Below are 22948 nucleotides of genomic sequence, written 5' to 3'. Positions count from 1 at the left end.
AGAAGGGAACGGTTTTAATGCCGTTCCCTTTACATACTTTTTTAATAATTGGTAGATACATATCATGACAAGATTAAAAGATAAAAATACCGTTAAAAGGTTTAACAAGATATCAATAGGCCTGGCTTCGCCGGAGTCTATTCTTGCTGAATCAAGGGGTGAGGTTTTAAAACCGGAAACCATTAACTATCGTACCCACAAACCAGAGAGGGACGGCCTTTTTTGTGAGCGTATTTTTGGCCCTGTAAAGGACTTTGAATGTGCTTGCGGTAAATATAAAAGGATTCGATACAAAGGGATTGTTTGTGACCGATGCGGTGTTGAAGTTACCGAGAAAAAAGTGCGTCGCGACAGGGTGGGCCACATTAACCTTGTGGTGCCTATAGCGCATATATGGTATTTCCGTTCGCTTCCTAACAAAATTGGCTATATCCTTGGCTTACCATCTAAAAAGCTGGATATGATCATATACTATGAAAGGTATGTGGTTATACAGGCAGGTATTGCTAAGACTGCCGAAGGTGAAAGCCTTAACAGGTTAGACTTTTTAACAGAAGAAGAATACCTTAACATACTGGATACCCTTCCTGCAGATAACCAATACCTTGACGATTACGACCCTAACAAGTTTATCGCCAAGATGGGTGCAGAGTGTATTATGGATTTGCTTGCAAGGATTAACCTTGACGATCTTTCTTACCAGTTACGCCACAGTGCAAACAACGAAACATCTAAACAACGTAAAACCGAAGCCCTTAAAAGGCTGCAGGTGGTAGAATCTTTCAGGGAGTCTAACTTTAACAGGGAGAACAGGCCTGAGTGGATGATACTAAAAGTTATACCGGTTATACCGCCGGAGCTTCGCCCATTGGTGCCGCTTGATGGTGGACGTTTTGCCACATCCGATTTGAACGACCTTTACAGGAGGGTAATCATCCGTAACAACCGTTTAAAAAGGCTTATGGAGATTAAAGCACCAGAGGTTATCCTTCGTAACGAGAAGCGTATGCTACAGGAATCTGTAGATTCACTTTTTGATAACACAAGGAAAGCATCTGCTGTAAAAACCGAAAGCAACAGGCCACTAAAATCATTATCAGATTCACTTAAAGGTAAGCAGGGGCGTTTCCGCCAAAACTTACTTGGTAAGCGTGTTGACTATTCTGCACGTTCGGTAATTGTTGTAGGGCCTGAGATGAAATTGTTTGAGTGCGGTTTGCCAAAAGATATGGCTGCCGAACTTTACAAACCATTTGTTATAAGGAAACTTATAGAGCGTGGTATTGTAAAAACAGTTAAATCGGCTAAAAAAATAATAGACAAAAAAGAGCCCGTAGTATGGGATATCCTGGAAAATGTAATTAAGGGCCACCCGGTATTACTAAACAGGGCCCCTACTTTGCACAGGCTTGGTATACAGGCATTCCAGCCAAAACTTATTGAAGGAAAAGCGATTCAGCTTCACCCGTTAGTATGTACGGCATTTAATGCGGATTTTGATGGTGACCAGATGGCGGTACACTTACCGTTAGGGCCAGAGGCTATTCTTGAGGCACAGCTGTTAATGCTTGCATCGCACAATATCCTTAACCCGGCAAACGGTGCACCTATCACGGTTCCTTCTCAGGACATGGTTCTTGGTCTGTACTACATGACCAAAGAACGTATATCTACAGAAGACCACAAAATTTTAGGCCAGGACCTTACTTTCTACTCTGCCGAAGAAGCTAATATAGCACTTAACGAAGGCCGTGTAGAACTTAATGCCCGTGTTAAAATACGTGCTAAAGACTTTAATGATGCAGGAGAGCTTGTTTACAAGATCATCCAGACTACAGCCGGCAGGGTACTATTTAACGAAGTAGTTCCGGAAGCTGCAGGTTATATAAATGAGGTATTAACAAAGAAATCGTTAAGGGATATTATTGGTAAGATTTTAAGTGTTACCGATGTACCTACAACAGCTGCGTTCCTTGATAACATGAAAGACATGGGTTATAAATTTGCCTTTAGGGGTGGTTTATCATTCAGCTTAGGTGATATTATTATCCCTGCAAGGAAACAGGAACTTATTGATGATGCCAACACTCAGGTAGATGCTATCTCTGTTAACTATAACATGGGTCTTATTACCAACAACGAGCGTTACAACCAGGTTATTGACGTGTGGACATCTACAAATGCCACACTTACAGAGCTTGCCATGAAAAACATCCGTGAAGACCAACAGGGCTTTAACTCGGTGTATATGATGCTTGACTCTGGGGCGAGGGGTTCGAAAGAGCAGATTCGTCAGTTAACAGGTATGCGTGGTTTGATGGCAAAACCTAAAAAATCGACAGCAGGTGGTGGGGAGATTATTGAAAACCCTATCCTTTCTAACTTTAAAGAAGGTTTATCGATCCTTGAATACTTTATCTCTACCCACGGTGCACGTAAAGGTCTTGCGGATACCGCCCTTAAAACGGCCGATGCCGGTTACCTTACAAGGAGGCTACACGACGTTTCTCAGGACGTTATTGTAAACTCTGTAGACTGTGGTACACTACGTGGTATAGAAGTAAGCGCACTTAAAAAGAACGAAGAGATTGTTGAGACTCTTGGGGAAAGAATATTAGGCCGTGTGGCACTACAGGATGTTATTAACCCGCTTAATAACGAAATACTTGTACATGCAGGCGAGCAAATTAAAGAAGCAGAGGTAAAAGCTATCAACGCTGCACCTATAGAGAGGGTAGAAGTACGCTCTCCATTAACCTGCGAAGCTAAAAAAGGTATTTGTGCTAAATGTTACGGACGTAACCTTGCAACAGGTAAAATGACCCAAAGGGGTGAGGCTGTGGGTGTAATTGCTGCACAGTCTATTGGTGAGCCGGGTACACAGTTAACACTTCGTACGTTCCACGTAGGTGGTGTTGCGGGTGGTATATCGGAAGAATCAAGCATTGTAACCCGTTTTGCAGGACGCCTTGAACTGGAAGACCTTAAAACCGTTAAAGGTGAAGACCTTGAAGGTGGTGATGTAGATATCGTGGTTTCACGTTCTACAGAGCTTAAACTGGTAGATCCTAACACAGGTATTGTATTAAATACGCACAATATTCCTTACGGATCGAGCATCTATGTTAAAGATGGCGATGTTGTAGAAAAAGGAGCGCTTATATGTAAGTGGGACCCTTATAACGGAGTTATTATTTCTGAGTTTACCGGTAAAGTAGCTTATGAAGATATCGAACAGGGACAATCGTTCATGGTTGAGATCGATGAGCAAACAGGTTTCCAGGAAAAAGTAATCTCGGAAGCAAGGAACAAGAAATTGATCCCTACGTTATTGATCTACGGAAAAGATGGCGAACTTATACGTTCTTACAACCTACCGGTGGGTGCCCACCTTATGGTTGATAACGGTGAGAAGATTAAGGCAGGTAAAATTTTAGTTAAGATACCAAGGCGTTCATCTAAAACCGGGGATATAACAGGAGGTTTACCAAGGATTACAGAGCTTCTTGAAGCACGTAACCCAAGTAACCCAGCTGTAGTATCAGAAATTGATGGTGTAGTATCATTCGGTAAGATCAAAAGGGGTAACCGTGAGATCGTTATTGAGTCTAAATTTGGTGAAGTTAAAAAGTACCTTGTAAAACTTTCTAACCAGATCCTTGTTCAGGAAAATGACTACATTAAAGCAGGATTGCCATTGAGCGACGGTGCCATTACTCCGGAGGATATCCTTAGGATACAAGGCCCATCGGCAGTACAGCAGTATCTTGTTAATGAAATTCAGGAAGTGTACCGCTTACAGGGTGTAAAAATCAACGACAAGCACTTTGAAGTTGTAATTCGCCAAATGATGCGTAAAGTACAGGTTCAGGATCCGGGTGATACCCTTTTCCTTGAGGACCAGCTTATACACACGTCTGACTTTATTGTAGAGAACGACAAACTTTACGGAATGAAAGTTGTTGAAGATGCAGGAGATTCTGAAAACCTTAAAGAAGGGCAGCTTATTACGCCGCGTGAACTAAGGGATGAGAACTCATTGCTTAAACGTAATGATAAAAACCAGGTATCTGCAAGAGATGTTGTTCCTGCAACAGCAACTCCGGTACTACAGGGTATTACAAGAGCATCGCTTCAAACTAAATCGTTCATATCTGCAGCATCGTTCCAGGAAACGACCAAGGTTCTTAACGAAGCAGCAGTAGCCGGTAAAGTAGACGGACTTGAAGGACTTAAAGAAAATGTTATCGTAGGACACAGAATACCTGCTGGTACAGGTATGAGAGACTATGAAGCAATTATTGTAGGTTCTAAAGACGAAGATTTTAATGAGCTTTTAACTCCTAAGGAGGAATACAATTATTAATAACAATGAGTGATCAACAACAACAGCCCGGACAAATAAACATTGAACTGGATGAGAAAACAGCCGAGGGTACTTATAGTAACCTTGCTATAATCAACCATTCCTCTTCAGAGTTTGTCGTGGATTTTGTAGCCATTATGCCGGGTATACCCAAAGCTAAGGTTAAATCACGAATTGTATTAACGCCACAGCATGCCAAAAGGCTGCTAAAGGCATTAAGCGAAAACATCCACAGGTTTGAAGCTGCCCATGGCACAATTACCGAAGGAGAACACCCGCAAATTCCACTGAGTTTTGGCCCTCCGGGACAAGCTTAAATAAATAGAAAACCCACTCGAAAGAGTGGGTTTTTTTATGGGTATTGATTTGCTATATTGTTATTCGGGTAAAATCAATTTACAATATCATGTTCAGAGTTCCAAAATGTATTTTCGAATTTTCTCCATAGCTTGCCCGATTTGCCTTTTTTGTTCTCTATTGCTATTCTTCTTCCATTTATCTTTTTATAATATTCCAGCGTGCCTGTTTTGCCTTCGTCAGCTTCAGTAGGACAAAAAGTAACACCCATATCAAAAACAAGGCTGTCTTTCGTTACAATATATTTATATTTTTCCTGGCAATGCACTGTGCCCGAAAACCAGGATGATTGTACAAAATTACCTTTTTTGTTATACTTAATATTTGGTAATGAATAAGAATCATTCAATTTAAAAATCCCGGAAGCTGGATCGTACAGAAATATCCTATTTTCGCTGTTTCCGGCTGCACCGTTAAAGCTACATACTTTTACATCTTTAAAGCGGTCACCATTTAAATCTTCGCCCTCAACGTAGCTAACCGGCATCCCATAATGAAAAGTATTTGAAATATTCCAATGCTTTCCGTCAGGCTTCTGATAAAATACCAGGAGGCTATCACTTTCCATCCAGACTGCATAACTATGTTTTTCAACTTTTCCAATAAAAAGCGTTGAATATTTATCGTCAGCATTATCTACAATAAGAAGGCTATCTTTATTGGTGTATTTATTTAGGCTATCAATGACTGAAAAGCCATCTTTGATTATTTCCTTTTCTGTGTATAATATTGCTTTTTCTGCTACAGAAGTATCTTTACCGCAAGCAAAAATTGAAAGTAATAGCAGGTATAGCAAATTTGGTTTCATTGATTTAATTTAGACTTTATCCTTTTATAAACTTATAAATAAAAACCCTTTCATTGCTGAAAGGGTTCGTATAAATTTTATCTGAAATAGTTACTTTAGTCTTATCTCAAACATCTTGTCCCATTTTTTACCGGTAACAAAAATGGTTTTGGTTTTAGGGTTGTAGGCAATACCGTTTAATACGTCAGTATCAGGATATTTTGTTCGTTTGGTTTCAAGGTCGGCCATATTAAGGATGCCTTCTACAGCACCGGTTTTAGGGTCTATAACCACAATAAGGTTGGTTTGGTATATATTGGCAAATATTTTACCATCTATCCATTCCAGCTCGTTAACCGATTTTATTTTGCGGTTATTGGTGTACACATTTATATAGTCAGTTTCTTTAAGTGTGGCAGGGTCTAATACATATATCTTTTCAGATCCATCACTCATATATAAACTTTTGTCGTCGTGGGTAAGTCCCCAACCTTCGGTTTGTTTAAAGTAAGTAAAATCTTTTTCTTTAGTAAGGTTATCTGCATTGTAAACAAAGCCGGTGTTTTCTTTATAGGTAAGTTCGTAGACCTTATTGTTAAAAATAGTAACCCCTTCGCCAAAGTATTTACCGTCGAGGGCTATTTGCTTGTAAGGCTCCCCGGTTTTGTAGTTTAGCTTATGCAGCACAGATTTTTTGTACAATCCTGTACCTTCTATCAGAGTGTCACGATAAAACTCTAAGCCTTGCGTGTAAGAAGCTGTATCATGAGGGAAGGTGTTTACAATTTCGTAGCCTAATATTTTAGGTTCAATGTTAGATACAAGCTCTATCCTTCCTGTAGCCTCGCTGTTTTTACCTTCATAATACACCAGTGCTTTGATGTTTTGATACCCAAATTTCTGGTCTTTAAGCGGGGCATCAAACTTAGTGTTGCCTTTTGCGGTACCCAGTTTAGTATCATTAAGATAATATACAATCGAGTCAATTTCCTTTTTTTGCGTGTTTGCAACCGTTAGCGGAAGCATTTCCTGCGGCTGGTATTGCCCTTTTAGGCCGGCAGAATCTATAGTAAATAAATTATTTTCGGTATCTTTTGTGTCATTACAGGCAACTGTAACGGTGCCCAGCAAAATAAAAGCCGATCCCAATAAAATGAAAGCTAATAAGTTATGTTTTTTCATGGTCTTTAAAAATAATAAAGCAATATACAATTGTATTTTATATTGGGCAATGGCTTGTAAAAATTCAAAAAGGTTGTATATTTGCACCGGCAAGTCCTACACGACCAGCTCCTGCAGACTCCTCCAGGGTGGGAACACAGCAAAGGTATGTGGTTGTAGCGGTGCGATGTAGGTCGCTTGCCATTTTTTTTTGCTTTATAGTTAAGTCTCCTTCGCGGAGATTTTTTTGTTTTAAGACAGCTCTTTTTTTGTAATTTAGCCTGTCTGTAAAAAGGCTGTATAAAGTTTAACCTTTAATAAGTACAATTGTGGATTATTCAGCTTTAGAAACCGATTTTGATTGTGCCTGTAATGAAGTTATAACAAATCTAACTGCACAATATAGCCTCAACTATCAGTCGGGCGGCCCGGGCAGGCTCGAAGCTTTTTTAGATGTCATTAAAACAGAGTTTGAAAAAGCTGAAACTTCTTTTATTGAAAAAAATATGATTGCCGAAAATGCTGAGGCATTACATGTTATAAGAGCAATTACAAAAAAGCATGCCAAACTATGTGTAGAGCATTATGGTAAAATGGTAATGTAAAATGTAGTTATGAGTACTAAAATCTTTTAGAGATTAGAAATTTTAATGCGCGAAAAATTTTATTAAATTTGAGTTAAATTTTATAACTTTTTTTATAGCTTATTGTAGTTATTTTGCCACATAATTAAAAAAGACTACTTTAAAATTAATGAGTTTCAAGTACAAAGAATTAGAGAAGCAACTGGAAAATTCCTGCAACCAGTTACATAAAGATTTTTATCAGAAGTTTAATAATGAAAAATACTTATCTGCCGGTGGCTCTAAGCTGGAAACATTTATAAATGAACTTCAAAAAGAATTTGAAAATACGGCGGTTAGCTTTCTTGCAAATCATAAATTAGAAAAAGATGGCGAGGCTAAAAAGCGTGTGTTTAGCATTACCAAACTGTATGCTAAAAAATGTATCGAAGATTTTAGTAAGGTGTAACATACGGCAACAAAAGCCACGTGTGTGCAAATAAGAGTATATTTGCAACTGTTTACACCCTGCATGCTCAAACTTTAAACCCTGTATAATGAGGATACTTGCTATAGATTATGGTGAAAAGCGCACCGGTATTGCTGTAACCGATGAAATGCAGATTATAGCATCCGGGCTTACCACGATACCATCTGCCACAGCACTGGATTTTCTTAAAGATTATTTTAATAAAGAGAAGGTAGAGGCTGTACTTATAGGCGACCCCAAACAAATGAATGGAGAGCCGTCGCAAAGCGCAGAGGCTATTAATGCCTTTACCCAAAAATTTACTGGGCAATTTCCTGATATGCAGGTAATACGAGTAGACGAGAGGTTTACAAGCAAAATGGCTTTCCAGACGATGATAAGTAGCGGATTAAAAAAGAAGCAAAGGCAAAACAAAGCTCTGATTGATGAAATTTCGGCAACAATAATGCTTCAGGATTATTTATCACGAAAAAATATGTTCTAAAAACGCTTTTTTTGTTAAAAGTATGTTATAGTGCTGAGTGATGCTAATATTGTACAAATTATTAGACATTTTACCAGTAAATTTGTGTTTTCAAAACATACAGATGTCCACAACTATCAACCAAGAGCCCGATGTGGTTCTTATAGGCGCCGGTATAATGAGCGCTACGCTTGGCATGTTCTTAAAAGAACTGATGCCCGAAGTAAAAATTAATATTTATGAAAGGCTTGACGTAGCTGCCGCCGAAAGTTCGGACGCGTGGAATAACGCGGGTACGGGCCACTCTGCTTTTTGTGAACTTAATTATACCCCGCAATTGCCTAATGGCGATGTAGAAACTGTTAAGGCTGTAAAAATTGCCGAACAATTTGAGCAATCTAAACAATTCTGGGCCTACCTGATAGAAAAAGGACTGATAAGTAAACCCGAAGATTTTGTGCGCAGCATACCCCACATGAGTTTTGTATGGGGAGAGGATAATGTAGATTTTCTTAAAAAAAGGCATGAGGCATTACAAAAATTTCCGCTGTTTCATGGTATGGAATTTAGTACAGATCCTGAAACGCTTAAAGAATGGATGCCCCTTGTTATGGAAGGCCGTGATAGCAAAGACCCTATTGCCGCTACTAACATGAAAATAGGTACCGATGTAAACTTTGGCGAGTTAACCCGCGATATGTTTGCATGGCTGGGTAAACAGGATGGTGTAAACCTGTTCTTTAGCAAAGAGGTATCGAGCATGCGCCGCTCTAAGAACGGTAGTAACAAATGGAAATTTAAGATTAAAGACCTGCACACCGGCGAGAAAGTGCGTGTATATTCTAAGTTCGTGTTTATTGGCGCGGGCGGTGGGTCGCTTCACCTTCTTGAAAAAGCCGATATACCAGAGGGTAAAGGCTTTGGGGGCTTCCCTGTGAGTGGGCAGTGGCTAAAATGTATTAACGAAGATATTATACAGAAACATAATGCCAAGGTGTACGGTAAGGCATCTGTAGGTGCGCCGCCTATGAGCGTGCCCCACGTAGATACCCGTATGATAAACGGCAAAAAAGAATTACTTTTTGGCCCTTATGCAGGGTTTAGTACCAAATTTTTAAAGCAGGGTTCGTATTTTGACTTGCCTACATCTATACGTGCAAACAATATAGGCCCTATGCTGGCTGCCGGATACCATAATATACCGCTTACAAAATACCTTATACAGCAGGTAACACAAAGCCGCGAAGACAGGCTTGAAGCACTTAAGGAATATATGCCTGATGCAAAAATGGAAGACTGGGTACTTGAAACTGCCGGTCAGCGTGTGCAGGTTATTAAAAAAGATGACAAAGAGGGCGGCAAGCTGGAGTTTGGTACAGAGGTTATAAATAGTGCCGATGGTACTCTTGCAGTGCTTTTAGGTGCTTCTCCGGGTGCAAGTACTGCTGTTGCTATTATGGTAGAGCTTTTAGAACGCTGCTTTACAGAGCAGGTAAAAACTGAAGCATGGCAGCAAAAACTGCGCATCATGATACCATCATACGGTAAGCATCTTAATAATGAGCCGGAATTACTGGCAAAATTAAGGGAACATTCTCATAAAGTATTAGGGCTTACTTCTTTCTAAAAAAGAGTTTGCAATTATATAATACGCAATGCCTGCAGAGTAAATTTGCAGGCATTTTTTATTATTACGATTGTAAGAAATGGCTACATAAAAATACGACATTTCGTAACTTAAATTTAACTTAATATTTTTAAATATTTGATTTGTAGAGTCTTGTGTTTTTGGGCGCAAAGTTGTAAATTTCAAGGGGAGATAAACTTTTTTAAAAAGAAAATACCTATCCTTAAAACACAATTCTAAATAATAATCAAAAAAACCAAAAAAATGAGTACGATTACAGTAAAAGACGGAACTGAAATTTATTACAAAGACTGGGGAACAGGACAACCTATTGTTTTTCATCATGGATGGCCACTATCAGGTGATGACTGGGACACCCAAATGATGTTTTTCCTTAAACAGGGATACAGGGTTATAGCGCATGACCGCCGCGGCCACGGACGCTCAGGACAAAGTGCTAACGGTAATGATATGGATACTTATGTAGCTGATATTGCTGAATTAACCGAAGCTCTTGACTTAAGGGATGCAATACACATAGGCCACTCTACAGGTGGTGGTGAGGCTATTCGCTATGTAGCACGTTACGGTAAAGACCGTGTTGCAAAAGCAGTACTTATAAGTGCAGTAACGCCTATCATGATTAAAAATGACAGTAACCCCGAAGGTGTGCCGTTATCTGTTTTTGATGAAATTCGTGAAGGTACAGGCTTTAGCAGGGCACAATATTTTTATGATTTCCCAATACCTTTTTACGGCTGGAACCGCGAAGGAGCAAAGGTACAGGAAGGTATTAAGCACAACTGGTGGAGACAGGCAATGCAGGGATCTGTATTGGCACATTATGAAGGTATTAAAGCATTCTCTGAATCAGACTTTACTGAAGACCTTAAGAGTGTAACGGTACCTGTACTTGTATTACATGGCGAAGACGACCAGATAGTACCTTTTAACCAGGCACCAAGGGCTGCAAAACTTTTACCTAACAGTAAGTTTATTTCTTACCCGGGTTTCCCTCACGGTATGCCGGCTACAGAAGCAGCAACAATTAATAAAGATATTTTAGAGTTTATAAAATCGTAAATTGTTTTATAATATTGTTATTGCAAGAAAGCTGTCAGCAACGTGTTGACAGCTTTTTTTGTAATTAATTTCTTAGGGTTTAGCAGAAAGCTTGCCTTTTAAATCGGCTGCCCGTTACTGTTAGTTGTTAGTACCTCGCTCATATAATCAAAAAACGGGCGCATGTTTTTATAAGCCTGGCTTGCCTCTTTTAAAAATGATGGACTTGTAACTTCTTCATCGGTAAAGCGTTTTATCAGTAAAAACTGTTTGTAGCGCAGGAGGTCTATCGCTTCATGCGTGGCATCAAAACCTTTAGGCGATGTCTTTACCTGCTCGCCCTGTAATGTACCAAACGTTGATGTAAACAATTTACTGCTAAGTATCTTTCTAAGTGGTGCGGCATCATAATTAATATCTTCGCGAACGCGTTTCAGGTCTTGTGCATTGGGCGCCCAAAAGCCACCTGCCACAAAGGTATTGCCACTTTCTAAATGAAAGTAATAACCGCCTCTTCGCTGGCTTGTTGCCCTTGTAAAACCGCCACCCCAATATTTTTTATAAGGAGTTTTATCTGCCGAAAAGCGGGTGTCGCGGTAAATGCGCTGCAACGCTTTTTTGCCCGATGGTGTTTCTATAACGTCGTGGATGTTTAGTTCGGCAAGCAGGCCGTAGGCGAATTTTTCAATAATTTCAAGCTGCTGCAAATAGTCTTCTTTATGGCTGTTAAACCAGTCGCGGTTATTGTTTTGCTGTAATTGTTTTAAAAAATCGAGGCTGGAGGCCGGTATATTTAGCTGTTGCTGATTCTGCATTTTTGTATGTGTTTAATTAGCAAAAATACCCATTAATGGGTATAGTTTTGATATTGTAATAGTTTTAACTTAGTGGTTGATTTTTAACTAATTACTTTAAGTTATGATAAAATATATATTCTCTGCAGTAGCATTTATATGCTGTATTGCCGGTTTTGGCCAGCCGGTAAAAGATTCGCTCCTGGCAAAAGACTACAAACAGGTAGAAGACCGCCTTACGGTAATGCATTACCTGGACCACATGGCAACGTCTTATTATGATAAACATCCTGACGTAAAAAAGGGTTCGAAAGATACCAATTTTGTAAATTACTATAGTGGCGTTATCGTATCGGGCAACCCTGTAGTAGCTATTACCATACCAGAATATCTGGGCTATGCCGCTAATGAAGTACCCCTTAACGGAACCGATTTTTTTGAAAGGGTGGCAGAGAAAAATATCCAGTCGTTAGTGTCTATTATAGAGATGTATGGGTATCCCTCTGCAAGCAGGGTTAAGGTAAATGTGGCTGCTAAGAAAAACATGATGGCATCTATATTTGTATCGCGAACAGATAAGGGCGACGACAAATTAAAGAAACTCATTAAACCCGAACTCAAGATTGGCAACATGTCGGAAAATGAATATGACACGTTAAAATTTTTTATGTCCAAAAGAAAATAAGCTATATCCTTAAAATACCCATTAATGGGTATTTTTTGTTAGTACGAGTATGTTATATTTGGTAACGCAACCAACTGTTTAGCTTTTATGAAACATTTATATTTCTGTGTAATATTACTTTGTTCTGTAGCGGGTTTTTGCCAACCCGAAAAAGATGCGCTGTTAGAAGCAGATAACCTTAAAGTAGATGAAATGATTACCATGGCACAATACCTTGACAGGTGTGCTACTAATTATTTTATAAAGCCTGCTGAAGAAAAGGCAAACATGGGTTTTTCCCGCTATTACAGGGAAATAGTTATAGGCTATAGTCCTGTACCATCGTATAATATTCCGGAATATTTAGGGTATAAAGACGGTGCAGAGCCTATAAATAATGACGCATTTATGGATGCTCTTTACAGCACGAATATTGAAATGCTGCTAACGGTTACAGAAAAGTATGGCTATCCTTCTTGCGAAAGGATGCGGGCCGGTGCTTTTAAAAATGCGACATGCGGCAGCATGATATTTATAATTCGCAGCGATGCTTATGATAAAAAGCTTAAGGCTATTTTTAAGCGCGAAAATAAACAGGGAAATTTATCGGATAAAGAGTACAACCATTTCAAATTTATAATGAAAAGAAAAAAATTGATAACCGATGCCGATATAGAATGGCTGGAAAAGAATGCCGGTGTAAAAATGAGAATTACAGACAACGTAAAACTATAAAACATAATCTAAATGAAATATTGTTCTCTTATTCTACTACTGTTTTACTGTATACCGGGCTTTTGCCAACCCGAAAAAGATGCGCTTTTAAAGCGTGATCAGAACATTGTAAAAAACAAACTTATCCTGATGCATTATCTTGACAGTAATGTACTGCATTATTTTACTTCAATAACAAAAACTGAGAAAGACAAAGGTGAAGGCCTGGCGTATTTCTATAAAAATCTTATAACTAACAACCCGGTAGCATCGCCCACAGTTGGAGAATTTCTTGGTTATGGAAATGAGGTGCCAGCTAACAACGCTGATTTTTTCGATACAGTATCTGATAAAGTTTTTGGGGCACTGATTAACATTATCCAAATTTATGGTTATCCGTCGCAGGAGAGAATTAAGATTGTAATTGATGGCAAAAGTTACACGCCGGTGGTTTTTGTTACAAGGACTGTAAAGATTGACGCTACAGTAAAGCGTCTTTTTAAATCGGAATATAAAATAGGGAATATGACTAAAGGCGAATATGATACTTTTATATACTTCATTAGTAATAGAACAAAATAAATAAATTTTAATTCTTATTTCCCCAATTCCAGCGTCCTTGCCGCTTTTACAATTTTTTCTGAAAGGCTGTTAAGCCAAACCAATTGTTCTATAACCAGGTGGGCCTCTTCCATTTTTAGTTTGAATTCTTCTTCATCGGTTACATGTATTTCCCTCAGCTCGCGTGCCCTGATGTTCTTCAGTTCGGTAAAGCGGGTAGCCAGTTCTTCGTTGTGTGCTTCCTGCGCTTCTTCGGCAAGTACATTCATGGTAAGCAGGGCAATGGCAGTGTCAAGGTTTCTTATAACGGTGGTAACTACTACATTAAAAGCTTCAGATGCCTTATACGTTTTATGCGATTGCGTATAAGTACCCAGCGATGCCAATGATGATAGCAACGTATGGTTAAGCACCGCAAGTTTATACACCTGTTGCTGCTGTTTTTGTTTCGATTTTGGTTCCTGTGCCATACGCTGGTAGGATGACATAAGATTGCCCAGCTCTACAAACGCATTTTTACGTGCCAGCCTGTAGGGTGTAGTAACCAAGCCCTTCTGATTATAGTATTGCGAAATTTCGGCAAGGTAATTCCTGTTCGCCTCTATAGATTTTTTAATGAAAACCGGGAGGTTCATAAACTCCCACGATGGCCATAAAAAATAATTACCTATAAATGCCAGCGCAGATCCTACCACGGTATCTATAATGCGGTATTGCAGCACATGGTTAATATCCGGCGTAAGCAAGCCATACAGAAAAATAACATACATGGTTACAAACGTGGCACCTATACGGTAATTAATTGCCGTAAAGGTGTACCCCAGCAGCATGCACACAATAATAAGCGTGCCAATAACTACAGGATGGTGCACCACACTAAGTATGGCAAAAGCAATAATACCTCCAGTAATAGTGCCTATAATACGCTGGTAAGAGCGTAGTTTTGTAAGCCCGTAACCGGGGCGCATAATAACCACTATGGTAAGCAATATCCAGTATACGTTTTGCAGCGGAAAGAGCGCACCTATTACAAAGCCGCATGCTATAGTAATGGCAAGGCGCAGCGAATGCCTGAAGATGGTTGACGAAAATGTAAGGTTCTCTCTTATGGTATCTATCCTGTAAAACTCCGGCGAAAGAAATTTATCCAGGTCTTTGTCGCGGTTTTTAGCAAGGTCATTAAAGCTGGCGTTAATGCCAAAAGAACGCTCAATTATCTTTATTTTTTCAATTTGCTTTTCGGCATAATGCACCATGTTTGTAAGCATCCATACGCCTTCGGCCGCATCCTCTTTGCCCAGTATCTGTTCATATTCGGCAATGGCATTTTCAAGTGCTTCCAGGTCGGCCAGCAGGTTATGTTTAGGTACATACTTAGTACGGTTCTCTATACTTTTGCTAATTTTTTTAAGGGTTGAGGCAAGGTTGTAAGCCAGGGTTTGGTAGGTGGTAAGCACTTTAGAGTGGGAGCCAAATTTTTGGTGCAGCTTGCTGTGGTCAAAAGAGGTAGAAAGGGCAATTTCTAAGATCTCCATAAGCGAGGTAAACACGAGCAGCATCCTCCGGCTTCGGCTGGAGCTGCCGGAGTTAGAGCGGTTACGAATAAGCACCTCCCTTAAATTTTCGTGCGTAAGGTTAATGTCTACCTGCAGGTTGAGCTGTTTTTCTACAATGGCGCCCCTGTCGGCATCGGCATTCCACAGGTCGCCCCGCAGTTTCATGTATTTTCCTGTAAGCTTAAGGCATTCTGCAATTTGCAGTTCGGCATAGCGGTGCGGGCTTAAAAAATTAAAGGTTAATGACAGTGCGGTATACAGTAACCCACCTGCAAGAACAAAGGTACAGTAAGTTACAATTTCCCACCCTGTATTAATGTGCCCAGTGCCCAGCGCTATAGCCAGCAACCCCGAGAAAGCCACCATGGTAGCACGTTGCCCGTAGACAGATATCATGGAGAGAAAAAATATAAATACTGTAATTACAGGGTAAAACAGCCACGGGTAGGGGTGCAGTACATTTACGGCAAGCGTGCTGCCCACCACTATACACACGGCAGCAAGCAGGCCTTTAGCACGGTGCTGTAAATTGCTGGGAATATCTGCCGGGTAGGTTAAAAAGGCACCTATGGCAACGGTAAGGCCTTCATCAAAAAAGCCGAATTTATTAAGTATAAATACAGGGAGCGCCGCAGCAACCGTTACTAAAACTGCGCGGGTAAAATTTGCACTATCTGTAAATTGCCTTATGCTTTGTATCATATAATAACGGTATGCGGCAAAGGTAGTGATTGCGGTTTTGAATACTATGTTGTGCGGTTAATTCTCACAAAATTTTAGCATTTACTGTTTGTTCTTACCCGTTCTAATAACTATTATGACAGATACACCTTTTTTTAGATATAAATAGACATTATGCTAAGTTTGAGTGAAGCTAAGGCCTTAAACTTCGTTGCGTTAATCAAATTATAAGTTGAGGCGTTAAAAATCATTTGCTGTTTGAGCGAAGCGAGTTCAAATGATTTAGCCGAGACTTATAATTTGTAGCGAAAGAAGTTAGAGCCTTGAATTTTTGCTTCTTTTGTTTCAAGACAAAAGAAGAGAAGTTTAAGTGATTACATGATTGCTTTGTGTAGATGGTAAGGATGTAGGTTAATCATTTAAATTTACTATTTTTGCACTTTATTACAAACGGTGGCATACTTAGTGTATGTCTTTATAAAAGCAAAATAACATGATACTATCAATAGTAGGATATGGCGACCCGGTACTGCGTAAAAAAGGTGTAGAGATACCCCAGGATTATCCTGAACTTAAAGAGCTTGTTGCCAATATGTATGAAACTATGTATAAAGCATTTGGTGTGGGCCTTGCTGCCCCACAGGTAGGCCTTGCTATACGTTTGTTTGTTATAGATACCCGCCCTTTTAGCGAAGACGAAGACCTTAGCAAAGAAGAGCAGGCACAGCTTGCAGGTTTTAAAAAAACCTTTATAAACGCCACCATACTTAAGGAAGAAGGAGAGGAGTGGGGCTTTAATGAGGGTTGCCTTAGCATTCCTGAAGTGCGTGAGGATGTGTACCGCCACGAAACGATTACCATAGAGTATTATGACGAAGATTTTAATAAACATACCGATGTGTATGACGGGCTTATTGCCAGGGTTATACAACACGAGTACGACCATATAGAGGGTATTTTATTTACAGATAAAATATCGTCGCTTAAAAAGCGTTTAATACAGAAGAAGCTGCAAAATATTATGGAAGGCAAAACAAGGCCTGACTATAAGATGAAATTTATTGCCAAAAAAGGCAGATAATTTTTGTTTTTAAAGCCAAAGATTAGATATTTGCCATCCCTTAAATAAAAAAAAGAAACATTATATATAATGAGCATCGAAAAAATATTAGCTATTTCCGGAAAACCGGGACTTTACGAATTAAAGATACAAACAAGGACAGGCTTTGTGGCTGAATCTCTTATAGACGGAAAAAGGATTACTGTAGGCCTGCGCAGCAATGTAAGCTTGCTGTCTGAAATATCTGTGTACACTTATGATGGCGAGGTTCGCCTTGCAGAGGTGTTGCGTGCCATTGCTGAGAAAGAAGATAACGGCCCGGCTTTATCTCATAAAGAGGATAATGCTAAGCTTGAGTCTTACTTTAGGGAAGCTTTGCCTGCTTTTGATGAGGACAGGGTTTATGCATCTGACATTAAAAAGATACTTAACTGGTACAACATGCTACAGGCTAAAGGCCTTGTAAGTAAAGATGAGGTGATTGCTGCTGAAGCTCCTGCTGCAGATACAGAAGAAGTTAATGATGCTGTTGCCGAAGAGGTTAAAGCTGAAGAATAGCATTCTTACAATTATATAACAGAGATCCTGCCGTTTTAATTAGCGGCAGGATTTTTTGTTTGTGTTAAATATGAGTAATTTTAACGGCAGATTTTAGCGTAATGAATAATCAGAATAAAAATCTAACGAAGCCTCGCGAAGGCTGGGCAGAAATGATAAGGCAGGAAGTTGAAGATAGTGGACATTCAGAAATACTTATACCTGATTTTTTTGATGAAGATAATAGTGACTGGACATGGTAATAAATAAAATATGAACACAAGACAACAACAGCTTGATGCCTTTGGCAGGCTTCTGGATATAATGGACGACCTGCGCGAAAAATGCCCGTGGGATAAAAAGCAAACCCTTCAAACCCTGCGCCACCTTACCATAGAGGAGACGTATGAGCTGGGCGATGCTATACTGGACAACGACCTGCAGGAGGTTAAAAAAGAGTTGGGCGACCTGTTGCTGCACCTTGTTTTTTATGCCAAAATAGGCAGCGAGACCGGCGACTTTGATATTGCAGATGTAGCAAATAGCATTTGTGAAAAGCTGATACACCGCCACCCACATATTTATGGCGATGTAGTTGTGGCAGATGAAGAGGAAGTTAAACAAAACTGGGAAAAGCTGAAGCTTAAAGAGGGCAAGAAGAGTGTGCTGGAAGGTGTGCCTAAAGGCCTGCCGGCACTGGTTAAAGCCAGCCGCATCCAGGATAAGGCTAAAGGTGTGGGTTTCGACTGGGAAGAATCAAGCCAAGTGTGGGAAAAGGTGCAGGAAGAACTTGCTGAATTTCATGATGAGGTACAGGCAGGCGATAAAGACAAGATGGAGGCCGAATTTGGCGATGTGTTGTTCTCGCTTATTAACTACGCGCGGTTTATTAATATTAACCCCGAAGATGCTTTAGAACGAACGAACAAGAAGTTTATTAAACGTTTTACGTATTTAGAAAGTAAAGCAGGCGAGTTGGGCAAACCATTACAGGACATGACCCTTGCCGAGATGGATGTGTTTTGGAACGAAGCCAAGAAATTATAAGTATGAACAGGATTTTATTTGCGGTGTTATTGGCTTCGGGCGTGTGTTTCGGACAAAAAATTGCGGTGGCCGATTTGCAGCTTAAGCTGGAACCTGCCGATACACAGGAGTTATTATATGGTTTTGCAGAGGGTGACAGGGTTATTTTTACTATAGAAGAAGCTAACGGCAATTATGTAAGCGAAGTAAGCGTTATGCAATATCCTGAAACGTATAAGTACAGGAGGCAAAATATTAAAAAAGAGAAAGCGCAGGAATTTACGGTAAACAATAAATCGGTTTTTGCATTCAGGTTTAAAAATGACACAAAGGGCAAGCGTGTGTGCAATGTAAAGATAATGCGTGTGCCTAAAAATAGTGCCGACAAGAATTTTAATACCGCCATTAAGTGGGTTACAAAGCAGGATACCGTTTGGAACTCACTTACTAAAGATGTTGTTGTGGGGTATGATACGCTACATGTACAGAAGACTCGCCGTGTGGTATTGTCTGAAAAAAAGTATGAAGAAATTGTGCTCGATAAAAGCCAGCGCGTAAATGCAAAAACATCTATGGGAGAGACTAAGACTGGTATAGATTTTACACTTCCGCTGAATTATGTTGCTAAAGACGAAACTAAAAAAGTAGTGGCCTGGGCATACTGGGTGGGTGTAGGCAAGGAGAGTAATGAATTTTGGAAGGAAAACCGTAAAATGATTGTAGAGGGAGTAAAAGGTGTCGCTACATATTTTTCTACACCTTTAGGTGGTATTGCAGCCGGTACGCTGACTAATTTAGTATTGCCTGTAAACGGTGAAGATGTAGAGTATGCACTGGTTAATGAGGCTAACAACAAATTGTTTTTAGCTAATAAGCCATGTAAACCTTTTGATAGCGGTAAAGGTGTAGCGGCTTATAAGCGTTTTACAGATACAGGAATGCAGCAGGGCAAATATTTTATGGCACTTGCTAATGATAATTATATTCAGCCAATAGATGTTAATGTAAAAGTGTCGGCTATTATAGAGCATTTAAAGTACAAGGACGAAAAGTATACAGATACTACCATTACACCACGCTACGAAAAAAAGATTGTAAGCGAACCCCAAATTGTAACCAATAAGATCCCAGTTACTTTTGATTATAAATAGGTTACCGCTTTATCATCCTTAGCGAAACGCAATCGTGTAAACCCAATAGAGATTCCTCCAACATCTGAGTAATATGTTTAGAGTGTTTTGTCATTCTGAGCGAAGCGCAGCGTAGTCGAAGAATCTCAATTGAGATTCCTTCTTCGTCGGAATGACATAGCCGTATATTCTCAGCGAAATTATTCAACGACAAATAAAAGCATAAAAAAACCAGCCGTTAAGCTGGTTTTTTTTTATTCCTGTGGTTTGTTAATGCTTCTTATTTGTTTAAGCTTATCTTTCCACGTTTTAAGTTCTTCTTTATGGCGTTCAATGTTTTTCTTAACCTCGTTTACAAAAGGGTTGTTACCTTTAGCATTAGAGAAAAACTGTATGTTATTTTCCAGCTGGAAAATCTCTGCCTGAATTTCGTCTATCTTACGCATAATAAACAACTGCTCGTTCTGTAACCCGCGGTTGTCGTCACCTTCAGATAGCTGCTCCAGCCTGTTGCTGAATTTAACCATATCGGTTTCTTTTTTGCTAAGGCTAAGCTTATCAAAAAGCGCATCCAGTATTTTGTTGAATTTGCCTTCTATATGCCTTCTTGCCTGTGGTACACGGCCAAAAGATTTCCAGTTTTCAATATGCTTTTTAATGGCATCAAGATCGGTGCGGTGGTCGCCTGTAAGTTCAAAATCCTTAAGGCTGTCCAGGTATTCCTTTTTCTTGTCAAAAGCCTCAATTTCTTCACTGTTAGCCTCGTTACGTTTAGCATGCAGCCTGTCAAAATAATGATTACACGCCCCTTTAAAGTCTTTCCAAACGCTGTCAGAATACTTTCTTGGCACATGGCCTATGGTTTTCCACTCATCCTGAATTTGTTTCATAACAGGAGTTGTAGTTTCAAAATCTTCATTGTCCTTAAGCGCATTTGCTTTTTCTACAAGCTCCAGCTTACGGTTAAGGTTTGTTTGCTGGTCTTTTTTAATATCCTTGTAAAACGAGTTTTTAACGGTATTAAAGTTACGTACAGCAGCTTTAAAGGCAGCCCATGTATCTTCGTTAACCTCTAAAGGCACTTTACCGGCTTTAAAAAACTGGTCACGCAGGCTTTCTATACGGTCTATCTGGCCCTGCCACGCGCTGTGCACGGCTATTTTCTCAGATGCTATAGCATTAATTCGTGCTATAATATCCTGTTTGTTCTCAAGGTTTTCCTGTTCAGCCTCGCGTGATTTTGCAAAAATAGCTTCACGCTTGTCATGAATTTGTTTGGTAAGTTCGCTAAAACGGTTCCAAATCTCTTCGCGGTGGTCGCGGGATACAGGGCCAATCTCTTCTTTCCAAATTTTATGCAGTGCCTGTAATTCACGAAATGCCTTATTAACATCCGGCTCATTAACCAGGTCTTCCACACGGGCAACAATTTTTTGTTTTTGCTCCAGGTTGTGTTTAAAATCAAGGTCGCGCGCCTCCCTGTCAAGGTGCAGGTGGTCGTAAAAACGCTCTATATGAAAGTGGAAGTTATTAAATACATGGTTGTATTTATCACGCGGAATAGGACCGGCATTTTTCCATCGTTCGCGCAGTTCGTTAACCTGCTTAAGGGCGTCTTTCATGTTCTCTCCACCATCGGCAAGGTTTTTAAGTTCCTCAACAATGGCAAGCCTTTTATCAAAGTTACCTTTAAGGTCAGTCTGCATCTTTTTAAAATGCGTACTTTTTTTATCACGGTACTGGTTGTACAGTGCGTCAAATTTATTTTTAAGAGGGAAGTGGTACTCAAACCCGGTCGTATCTCCGTTATTTTCGTGACTAAATTCGTCTTTTTTCTCCTCTATCAGGTGGTTGTATTTAGCATAAAATTCCCTGCGAAGTTCTTCAACATGGTTTTTAACCGACATTACATTCTCTGTAACAGCAAGTTTTTCAAGTTCGGCTGTAAGCTCCTCCATAGAGTGTGCGCCATAATCAGGCACTTCTTCAGGGTGCTCTTCCTCATGTGCTTCTTCTTCAGATGCATGTGCCTCTTCTGCCACTGGAGCAGTATCTTCAGATGGTGTAACTTCCGATGCGGTTTCGGCAGGTGCAATTTCAACTTCGGCCTGTGGTTCCTCATTAACAGGTGTTTCCGTTTCATCGGTTTCTGTGCCTGTAGCTGTTTCCACTTCTTTGCCACCATTTACAACCTCTTCCGGGGCAAAAGGCAACTGGCCTTCGGTCTCGTTAATTTGGGTTATAGATGCATCATTTGCATCAGTGCTTTCCGTTTCGTTTTCCGGCGAATAGTCCTGTAATACAGAACCTGTTATCGGGTCAAGTTCTTCTCCATCTGCGTTTTGCAGGTTATCATTCTTTTCTTCTAACATTGTATAATGCTTAAGGGTTTAACTGCTTTAATGCCGAAAGATAGTAAAGCCAGTCTTAAATTCAAAGAAAAACATCAAATTATGATACTAATCTTACTTTTTATAAGTGTAAACTATGATTATTATAAAAAAAATAGCCTTTAAAATATTATTTATTCCATATTTCCCAAGCCCTTTCTGCCTGGTGCACCAGCATGGCATAACCATTCTCTGTATCAGCACCATTTTGTTTGGCAAGCCTTAAAAATTTCGTTTCAGCGGGGTTGTACACCAAGTCAAACGCTATGTGGTTTTCTGTAAATAAAAGGTAGTTTAGCGGCGGACACTCGTCTACATCAGGAAAAGTTCCTACCGGGCTTGTATTTATTATTATCTGGTAATCTTCAAAAACTTCTGCGGTAAGTTCTTCATAGCTAAAAATGGTATCGCTGCCCGTACGCGAAACAAAGTCATACTCTATCATCATTTTGCGTAAAGCAAATGCCACCGCTTTAGATGCTCCGCCCGTACCTAATATTAAAGCCTTATTATGATGGGGCATTAGTAAAGGCTCTAAGGCTTTTTTAAAGCCGTAATAATCGGTATTGTAGCCTTTGGTCTTGCCTTTTTTAGAAATAGTTATGGTGTTTACAGCTCCTATTATTTCTGCATTTTTAGATAATTTATCCAATAGCGGAATAACCTCCTGCTTGTAAGGAATAGTTACATTGAGGCCTTTTAAACCGTCTGTTTTTTTAATGATTTTCTTAAGTTTATCGATACTTTCAATATCAAAATTCAGGTAAGTGTATTTCTTTAAACCTAACTCTTTAAACTTTGTCTTAAAATATCCTGCCGAAAACGAGTAGCTGATATTGCGGCCCACGAGGCCAAAAATTTTGTCTTTCATTTATATATTCTTTACAAACCTGTAAGGTAACAGCCGGTAAAATTATTACAGTAGTATTGTGTAGCTGTTTACCAAATATAAGCTTTTT

21 protein-coding genes and 1 other RNA gene are annotated in these 22948 nt (G+C 39.6%); 16 read left to right on the top strand and 6 right to left on the bottom strand.

Annotated elements, in window-relative coordinates:
• The first annotated feature begins 64 nt into the window (after positions 1-64).
• Both rpoC and F565_RS0104295 read left to right on the top strand, forming a co-directional pair.
• On the top strand, positions 65-4366 hold the full coding sequence (gene rpoC / locus F565_RS0104300; protein WP_020211972.1) for a DNA-directed RNA polymerase subunit beta': 4302 nt from the start codon (positions 65-67) through the stop codon (positions 4364-4366).
• Between the two features lie 5 nt (positions 4367-4371).
• Entirely contained in the window at positions 4372-4683 is a 312-nt protein-coding gene (locus tag F565_RS0104295) for a DUF3467 domain-containing protein (RefSeq protein ID WP_020211971.1), read from the top strand.
• A 74-nt stretch (positions 4684-4757) separates the two neighbouring features.
• Here the strand turns inward: F565_RS0104295 and F565_RS0104290 are convergent, their stop codons facing one another.
• Both F565_RS0104290 and F565_RS0104285 read right to left on the bottom strand, forming a co-directional pair.
• Positions 4758-5531 carry an XAC2610-related protein gene (locus F565_RS0104290; protein ID WP_020211970.1) on the bottom strand — a complete coding sequence of 258 codons (774 nt, stop codon included), beginning with the start codon at positions 5529-5531 and terminating at the stop codon, positions 4758-4760.
• A 90-nt stretch (positions 5532-5621) separates the two neighbouring features.
• Positions 5622-6692, bottom strand: coding sequence for a glutaminyl-peptide cyclotransferase (locus F565_RS0104285; RefSeq protein WP_026299879.1), 1071 nt, complete (start codon positions 6690-6692; stop codon positions 5622-5624).
• An 87-nt stretch (positions 6693-6779) separates the two neighbouring features.
• On the opposite strand from F565_RS0104285, the gene ffs reads away from it, so the two are divergent.
• The 6 genes from ffs (at position 6780) to F565_RS0104255 (ending at position 10897) form a co-directional block, all read left to right on the top strand.
• Positions 6780-6877, top strand: an RNA gene (gene ffs / locus F565_RS22595) — signal recognition particle sRNA small type.
• Positions 6878-7000: 123 nt separating this feature from the next.
• Positions 7001-7276, top strand: a complete 276-nt coding sequence (locus F565_RS0104280; protein WP_020211968.1) for a hypothetical protein — start codon at positions 7001-7003, stop codon at positions 7274-7276.
• Positions 7277-7424: 148 nt separating this feature from the next.
• A complete protein-coding gene (locus F565_RS0104275) occupies positions 7425-7703 on the top strand; it encodes a hypothetical protein (protein WP_020211967.1) in 279 nt (92 codons plus the stop codon).
• An 85-nt stretch (positions 7704-7788) separates the two neighbouring features.
• The gene (ruvX, locus tag F565_RS0104270; protein WP_026299878.1) at positions 7789-8208 is read left to right on the top strand and encodes a Holliday junction resolvase RuvX; all 420 of its coding nucleotides are present in this window, start codon (positions 7789-7791) and stop codon (positions 8206-8208) included.
• A gap of 103 nt (positions 8209-8311) precedes the next feature.
• The gene (locus F565_RS0104265; protein WP_020211965.1) at positions 8312-9814 is read left to right on the top strand and encodes a malate:quinone oxidoreductase; all 1503 of its coding nucleotides are present in this window, start codon (positions 8312-8314) and stop codon (positions 9812-9814) included.
• Between the two features lie 264 nt (positions 9815-10078).
• The gene (locus tag F565_RS0104255) at positions 10079-10897 is read left to right on the top strand and encodes an alpha/beta fold hydrolase (RefSeq protein ID WP_020211963.1); all 819 of its coding nucleotides are present in this window, start codon (positions 10079-10081) and stop codon (positions 10895-10897) included.
• Between the two features lie 98 nt (positions 10898-10995).
• On the opposite strand, the gene F565_RS0104250 is transcribed toward F565_RS0104255, so the two are convergent.
• Complete coding sequence (locus F565_RS0104250; protein WP_020211962.1) at positions 10996-11691, bottom strand: DUF2461 domain-containing protein; 696 nt, start codon at positions 11689-11691, stop codon at positions 10996-10998.
• Positions 11692-11794: 103 nt separating this feature from the next.
• Between F565_RS0104250 and F565_RS0104245 the strand changes: the two genes are divergently transcribed.
• From F565_RS0104245 to F565_RS0104235, 3 genes are all read left to right on the top strand, one after another.
• Complete coding sequence (locus F565_RS0104245; protein WP_020211961.1) at positions 11795-12355, top strand: hypothetical protein; 561 nt, start codon at positions 11795-11797, stop codon at positions 12353-12355.
• Between the two features lie 87 nt (positions 12356-12442).
• Positions 12443-13069, top strand: coding sequence for a hypothetical protein (locus F565_RS0104240; protein ID WP_020211960.1), 627 nt, complete (start codon positions 12443-12445; stop codon positions 13067-13069).
• Between the two features lie 12 nt (positions 13070-13081).
• Positions 13082-13630 carry a hypothetical protein gene (locus F565_RS0104235; protein WP_020211959.1) on the top strand — a complete coding sequence of 183 codons (549 nt, stop codon included), beginning with the start codon at positions 13082-13084 and terminating at the stop codon, positions 13628-13630.
• 14 nt (positions 13631-13644) lie between these two features.
• Here F565_RS0104235 and F565_RS0104230 read toward each other — a convergent pair whose 3' ends face one another.
• A complete protein-coding gene (locus F565_RS0104230; protein ID WP_020211958.1) occupies positions 13645-15867 on the bottom strand; it encodes an FUSC family protein in 2223 nt (740 codons plus the stop codon).
• 472 nt (positions 15868-16339) lie between these two features.
• Here F565_RS0104230 and def point away from each other — a divergent pair, with 472 nt between their 5' ends.
• From def to F565_RS0104205, 5 genes are all read left to right on the top strand, one after another.
• Entirely contained in the window at positions 16340-16927 is a 588-nt protein-coding gene (gene def / locus F565_RS0104225) for a peptide deformylase (RefSeq protein ID WP_020211957.1), read from the top strand.
• A 69-nt stretch (positions 16928-16996) separates the two neighbouring features.
• Entirely contained in the window at positions 16997-17464 is a 468-nt protein-coding gene (locus F565_RS0104220) for a DUF5606 family protein (protein ID WP_020211956.1), read from the top strand.
• A 101-nt stretch (positions 17465-17565) separates the two neighbouring features.
• Positions 17566-17706, top strand: coding sequence for a hypothetical protein (locus F565_RS22800; protein WP_020211955.1), 141 nt, complete (start codon positions 17566-17568; stop codon positions 17704-17706).
• 10 nt (positions 17707-17716) lie between these two features.
• A complete protein-coding gene (mazG, locus tag F565_RS0104210; protein ID WP_026299877.1) occupies positions 17717-18490 on the top strand; it encodes a nucleoside triphosphate pyrophosphohydrolase in 774 nt (257 codons plus the stop codon).
• A gap of 2 nt (positions 18491-18492) precedes the next feature.
• Positions 18493-19620, top strand: a complete 1128-nt coding sequence (locus F565_RS0104205) for a hypothetical protein (protein WP_020211953.1) — start codon at positions 18493-18495, stop codon at positions 19618-19620.
• 233 nt (positions 19621-19853) lie between these two features.
• On the opposite strand, the gene F565_RS0104200 is transcribed toward F565_RS0104205, so the two are convergent.
• Positions 19854-21971, bottom strand: a complete 2118-nt coding sequence (locus F565_RS0104200) for a DUF349 domain-containing protein (protein WP_020211952.1) — start codon at positions 21969-21971, stop codon at positions 19854-19856.
• Between the two features lie 148 nt (positions 21972-22119).
• Entirely contained in the window at positions 22120-22860 is a 741-nt protein-coding gene (locus F565_RS0104190; RefSeq protein ID WP_020211950.1) for a shikimate dehydrogenase family protein, read from the bottom strand.
• Positions 22861-22948: the final 88 nt, after the last annotated feature.

It is taken from the genome of Flavobacterium rivuli WB 3.3-2 = DSM 21788 (assembly GCF_000378485.1).
GTDB classification, from domain to species: Bacteria; Bacteroidota; Bacteroidia; order Flavobacteriales; family Flavobacteriaceae; genus Flavobacterium; species Flavobacterium rivuli.
The sequence above is the reverse complement of the archived record's forward strand: the minus strand, read 5'-3'. Positions and strand labels throughout refer to the sequence as shown.

Excerpts from the sequence above, each read along its gene's own strand:
- F565_RS0104255 (WP_020211963.1), top strand. The coding sequence starts at position 10,079 with ATGAGTACGATTACAGTAAAAGACGGAACTGAAATTTATTACAAAGAC.
- F565_RS0104290 (WP_020211970.1), bottom strand. The coding sequence starts at position 5,531 with ATGAAACCAAATTTGCTATACCTGCTATTACTTTCAATTTTTGCTTGC.
- F565_RS0104190 (WP_020211950.1), bottom strand. The coding sequence starts at position 22,860 with ATGAAAGACAAAATTTTTGGCCTCGTGGGCCGCAATATCAGCTACTCG.
- mazG (WP_026299877.1), top strand. The coding sequence starts at position 17,717 with ATGAACACAAGACAACAACAGCTTGATGCCTTTGGCAGGCTTCTGGAT.
- F565_RS0104220 (WP_020211956.1), top strand. The coding sequence starts at position 16,997 with ATGAGCATCGAAAAAATATTAGCTATTTCCGGAAAACCGGGACTTTAC.
- F565_RS0104200 (WP_020211952.1), bottom strand. The coding sequence starts at position 21,971 with ATGTTAGAAGAAAAGAATGATAACCTGCAAAACGCAGATGGAGAAGAA.
- F565_RS0104285 (WP_026299879.1), bottom strand. The coding sequence starts at position 6,692 with ATGAAAAAACATAACTTATTAGCTTTCATTTTATTGGGATCGGCTTTT.
- F565_RS0104240 (WP_020211960.1), top strand. The coding sequence starts at position 12,443 with ATGAAACATTTATATTTCTGTGTAATATTACTTTGTTCTGTAGCGGGT.
- F565_RS0104230 (WP_020211958.1), bottom strand. The coding sequence starts at position 15,867 with ATGATACAAAGCATAAGGCAATTTACAGATAGTGCAAATTTTACCCGC.
- F565_RS0104205 (WP_020211953.1), top strand. The coding sequence starts at position 18,493 with ATGAACAGGATTTTATTTGCGGTGTTATTGGCTTCGGGCGTGTGTTTC.
- F565_RS0104275 (WP_020211967.1), top strand. The coding sequence starts at position 7,425 with ATGAGTTTCAAGTACAAAGAATTAGAGAAGCAACTGGAAAATTCCTGC.
- rpoC (WP_020211972.1), top strand. The coding sequence starts at position 65 with ATGACAAGATTAAAAGATAAAAATACCGTTAAAAGGTTTAACAAGATA.
- F565_RS0104295 (WP_020211971.1), top strand. The coding sequence starts at position 4,372 with ATGAGTGATCAACAACAACAGCCCGGACAAATAAACATTGAACTGGAT.
- F565_RS22800 (WP_020211955.1), top strand. The coding sequence starts at position 17,566 with ATGAATAATCAGAATAAAAATCTAACGAAGCCTCGCGAAGGCTGGGCA.
- F565_RS0104265 (WP_020211965.1), top strand. The coding sequence starts at position 8,312 with ATGTCCACAACTATCAACCAAGAGCCCGATGTGGTTCTTATAGGCGCC.
- F565_RS0104250 (WP_020211962.1), bottom strand. The coding sequence starts at position 11,691 with ATGCAGAATCAGCAACAGCTAAATATACCGGCCTCCAGCCTCGATTTT.
- F565_RS0104245 (WP_020211961.1), top strand. The coding sequence starts at position 11,795 with ATGATAAAATATATATTCTCTGCAGTAGCATTTATATGCTGTATTGCC.
- F565_RS0104235 (WP_020211959.1), top strand. The coding sequence starts at position 13,082 with ATGAAATATTGTTCTCTTATTCTACTACTGTTTTACTGTATACCGGGC.
- def (WP_020211957.1), top strand. The coding sequence starts at position 16,340 with ATGATACTATCAATAGTAGGATATGGCGACCCGGTACTGCGTAAAAAA.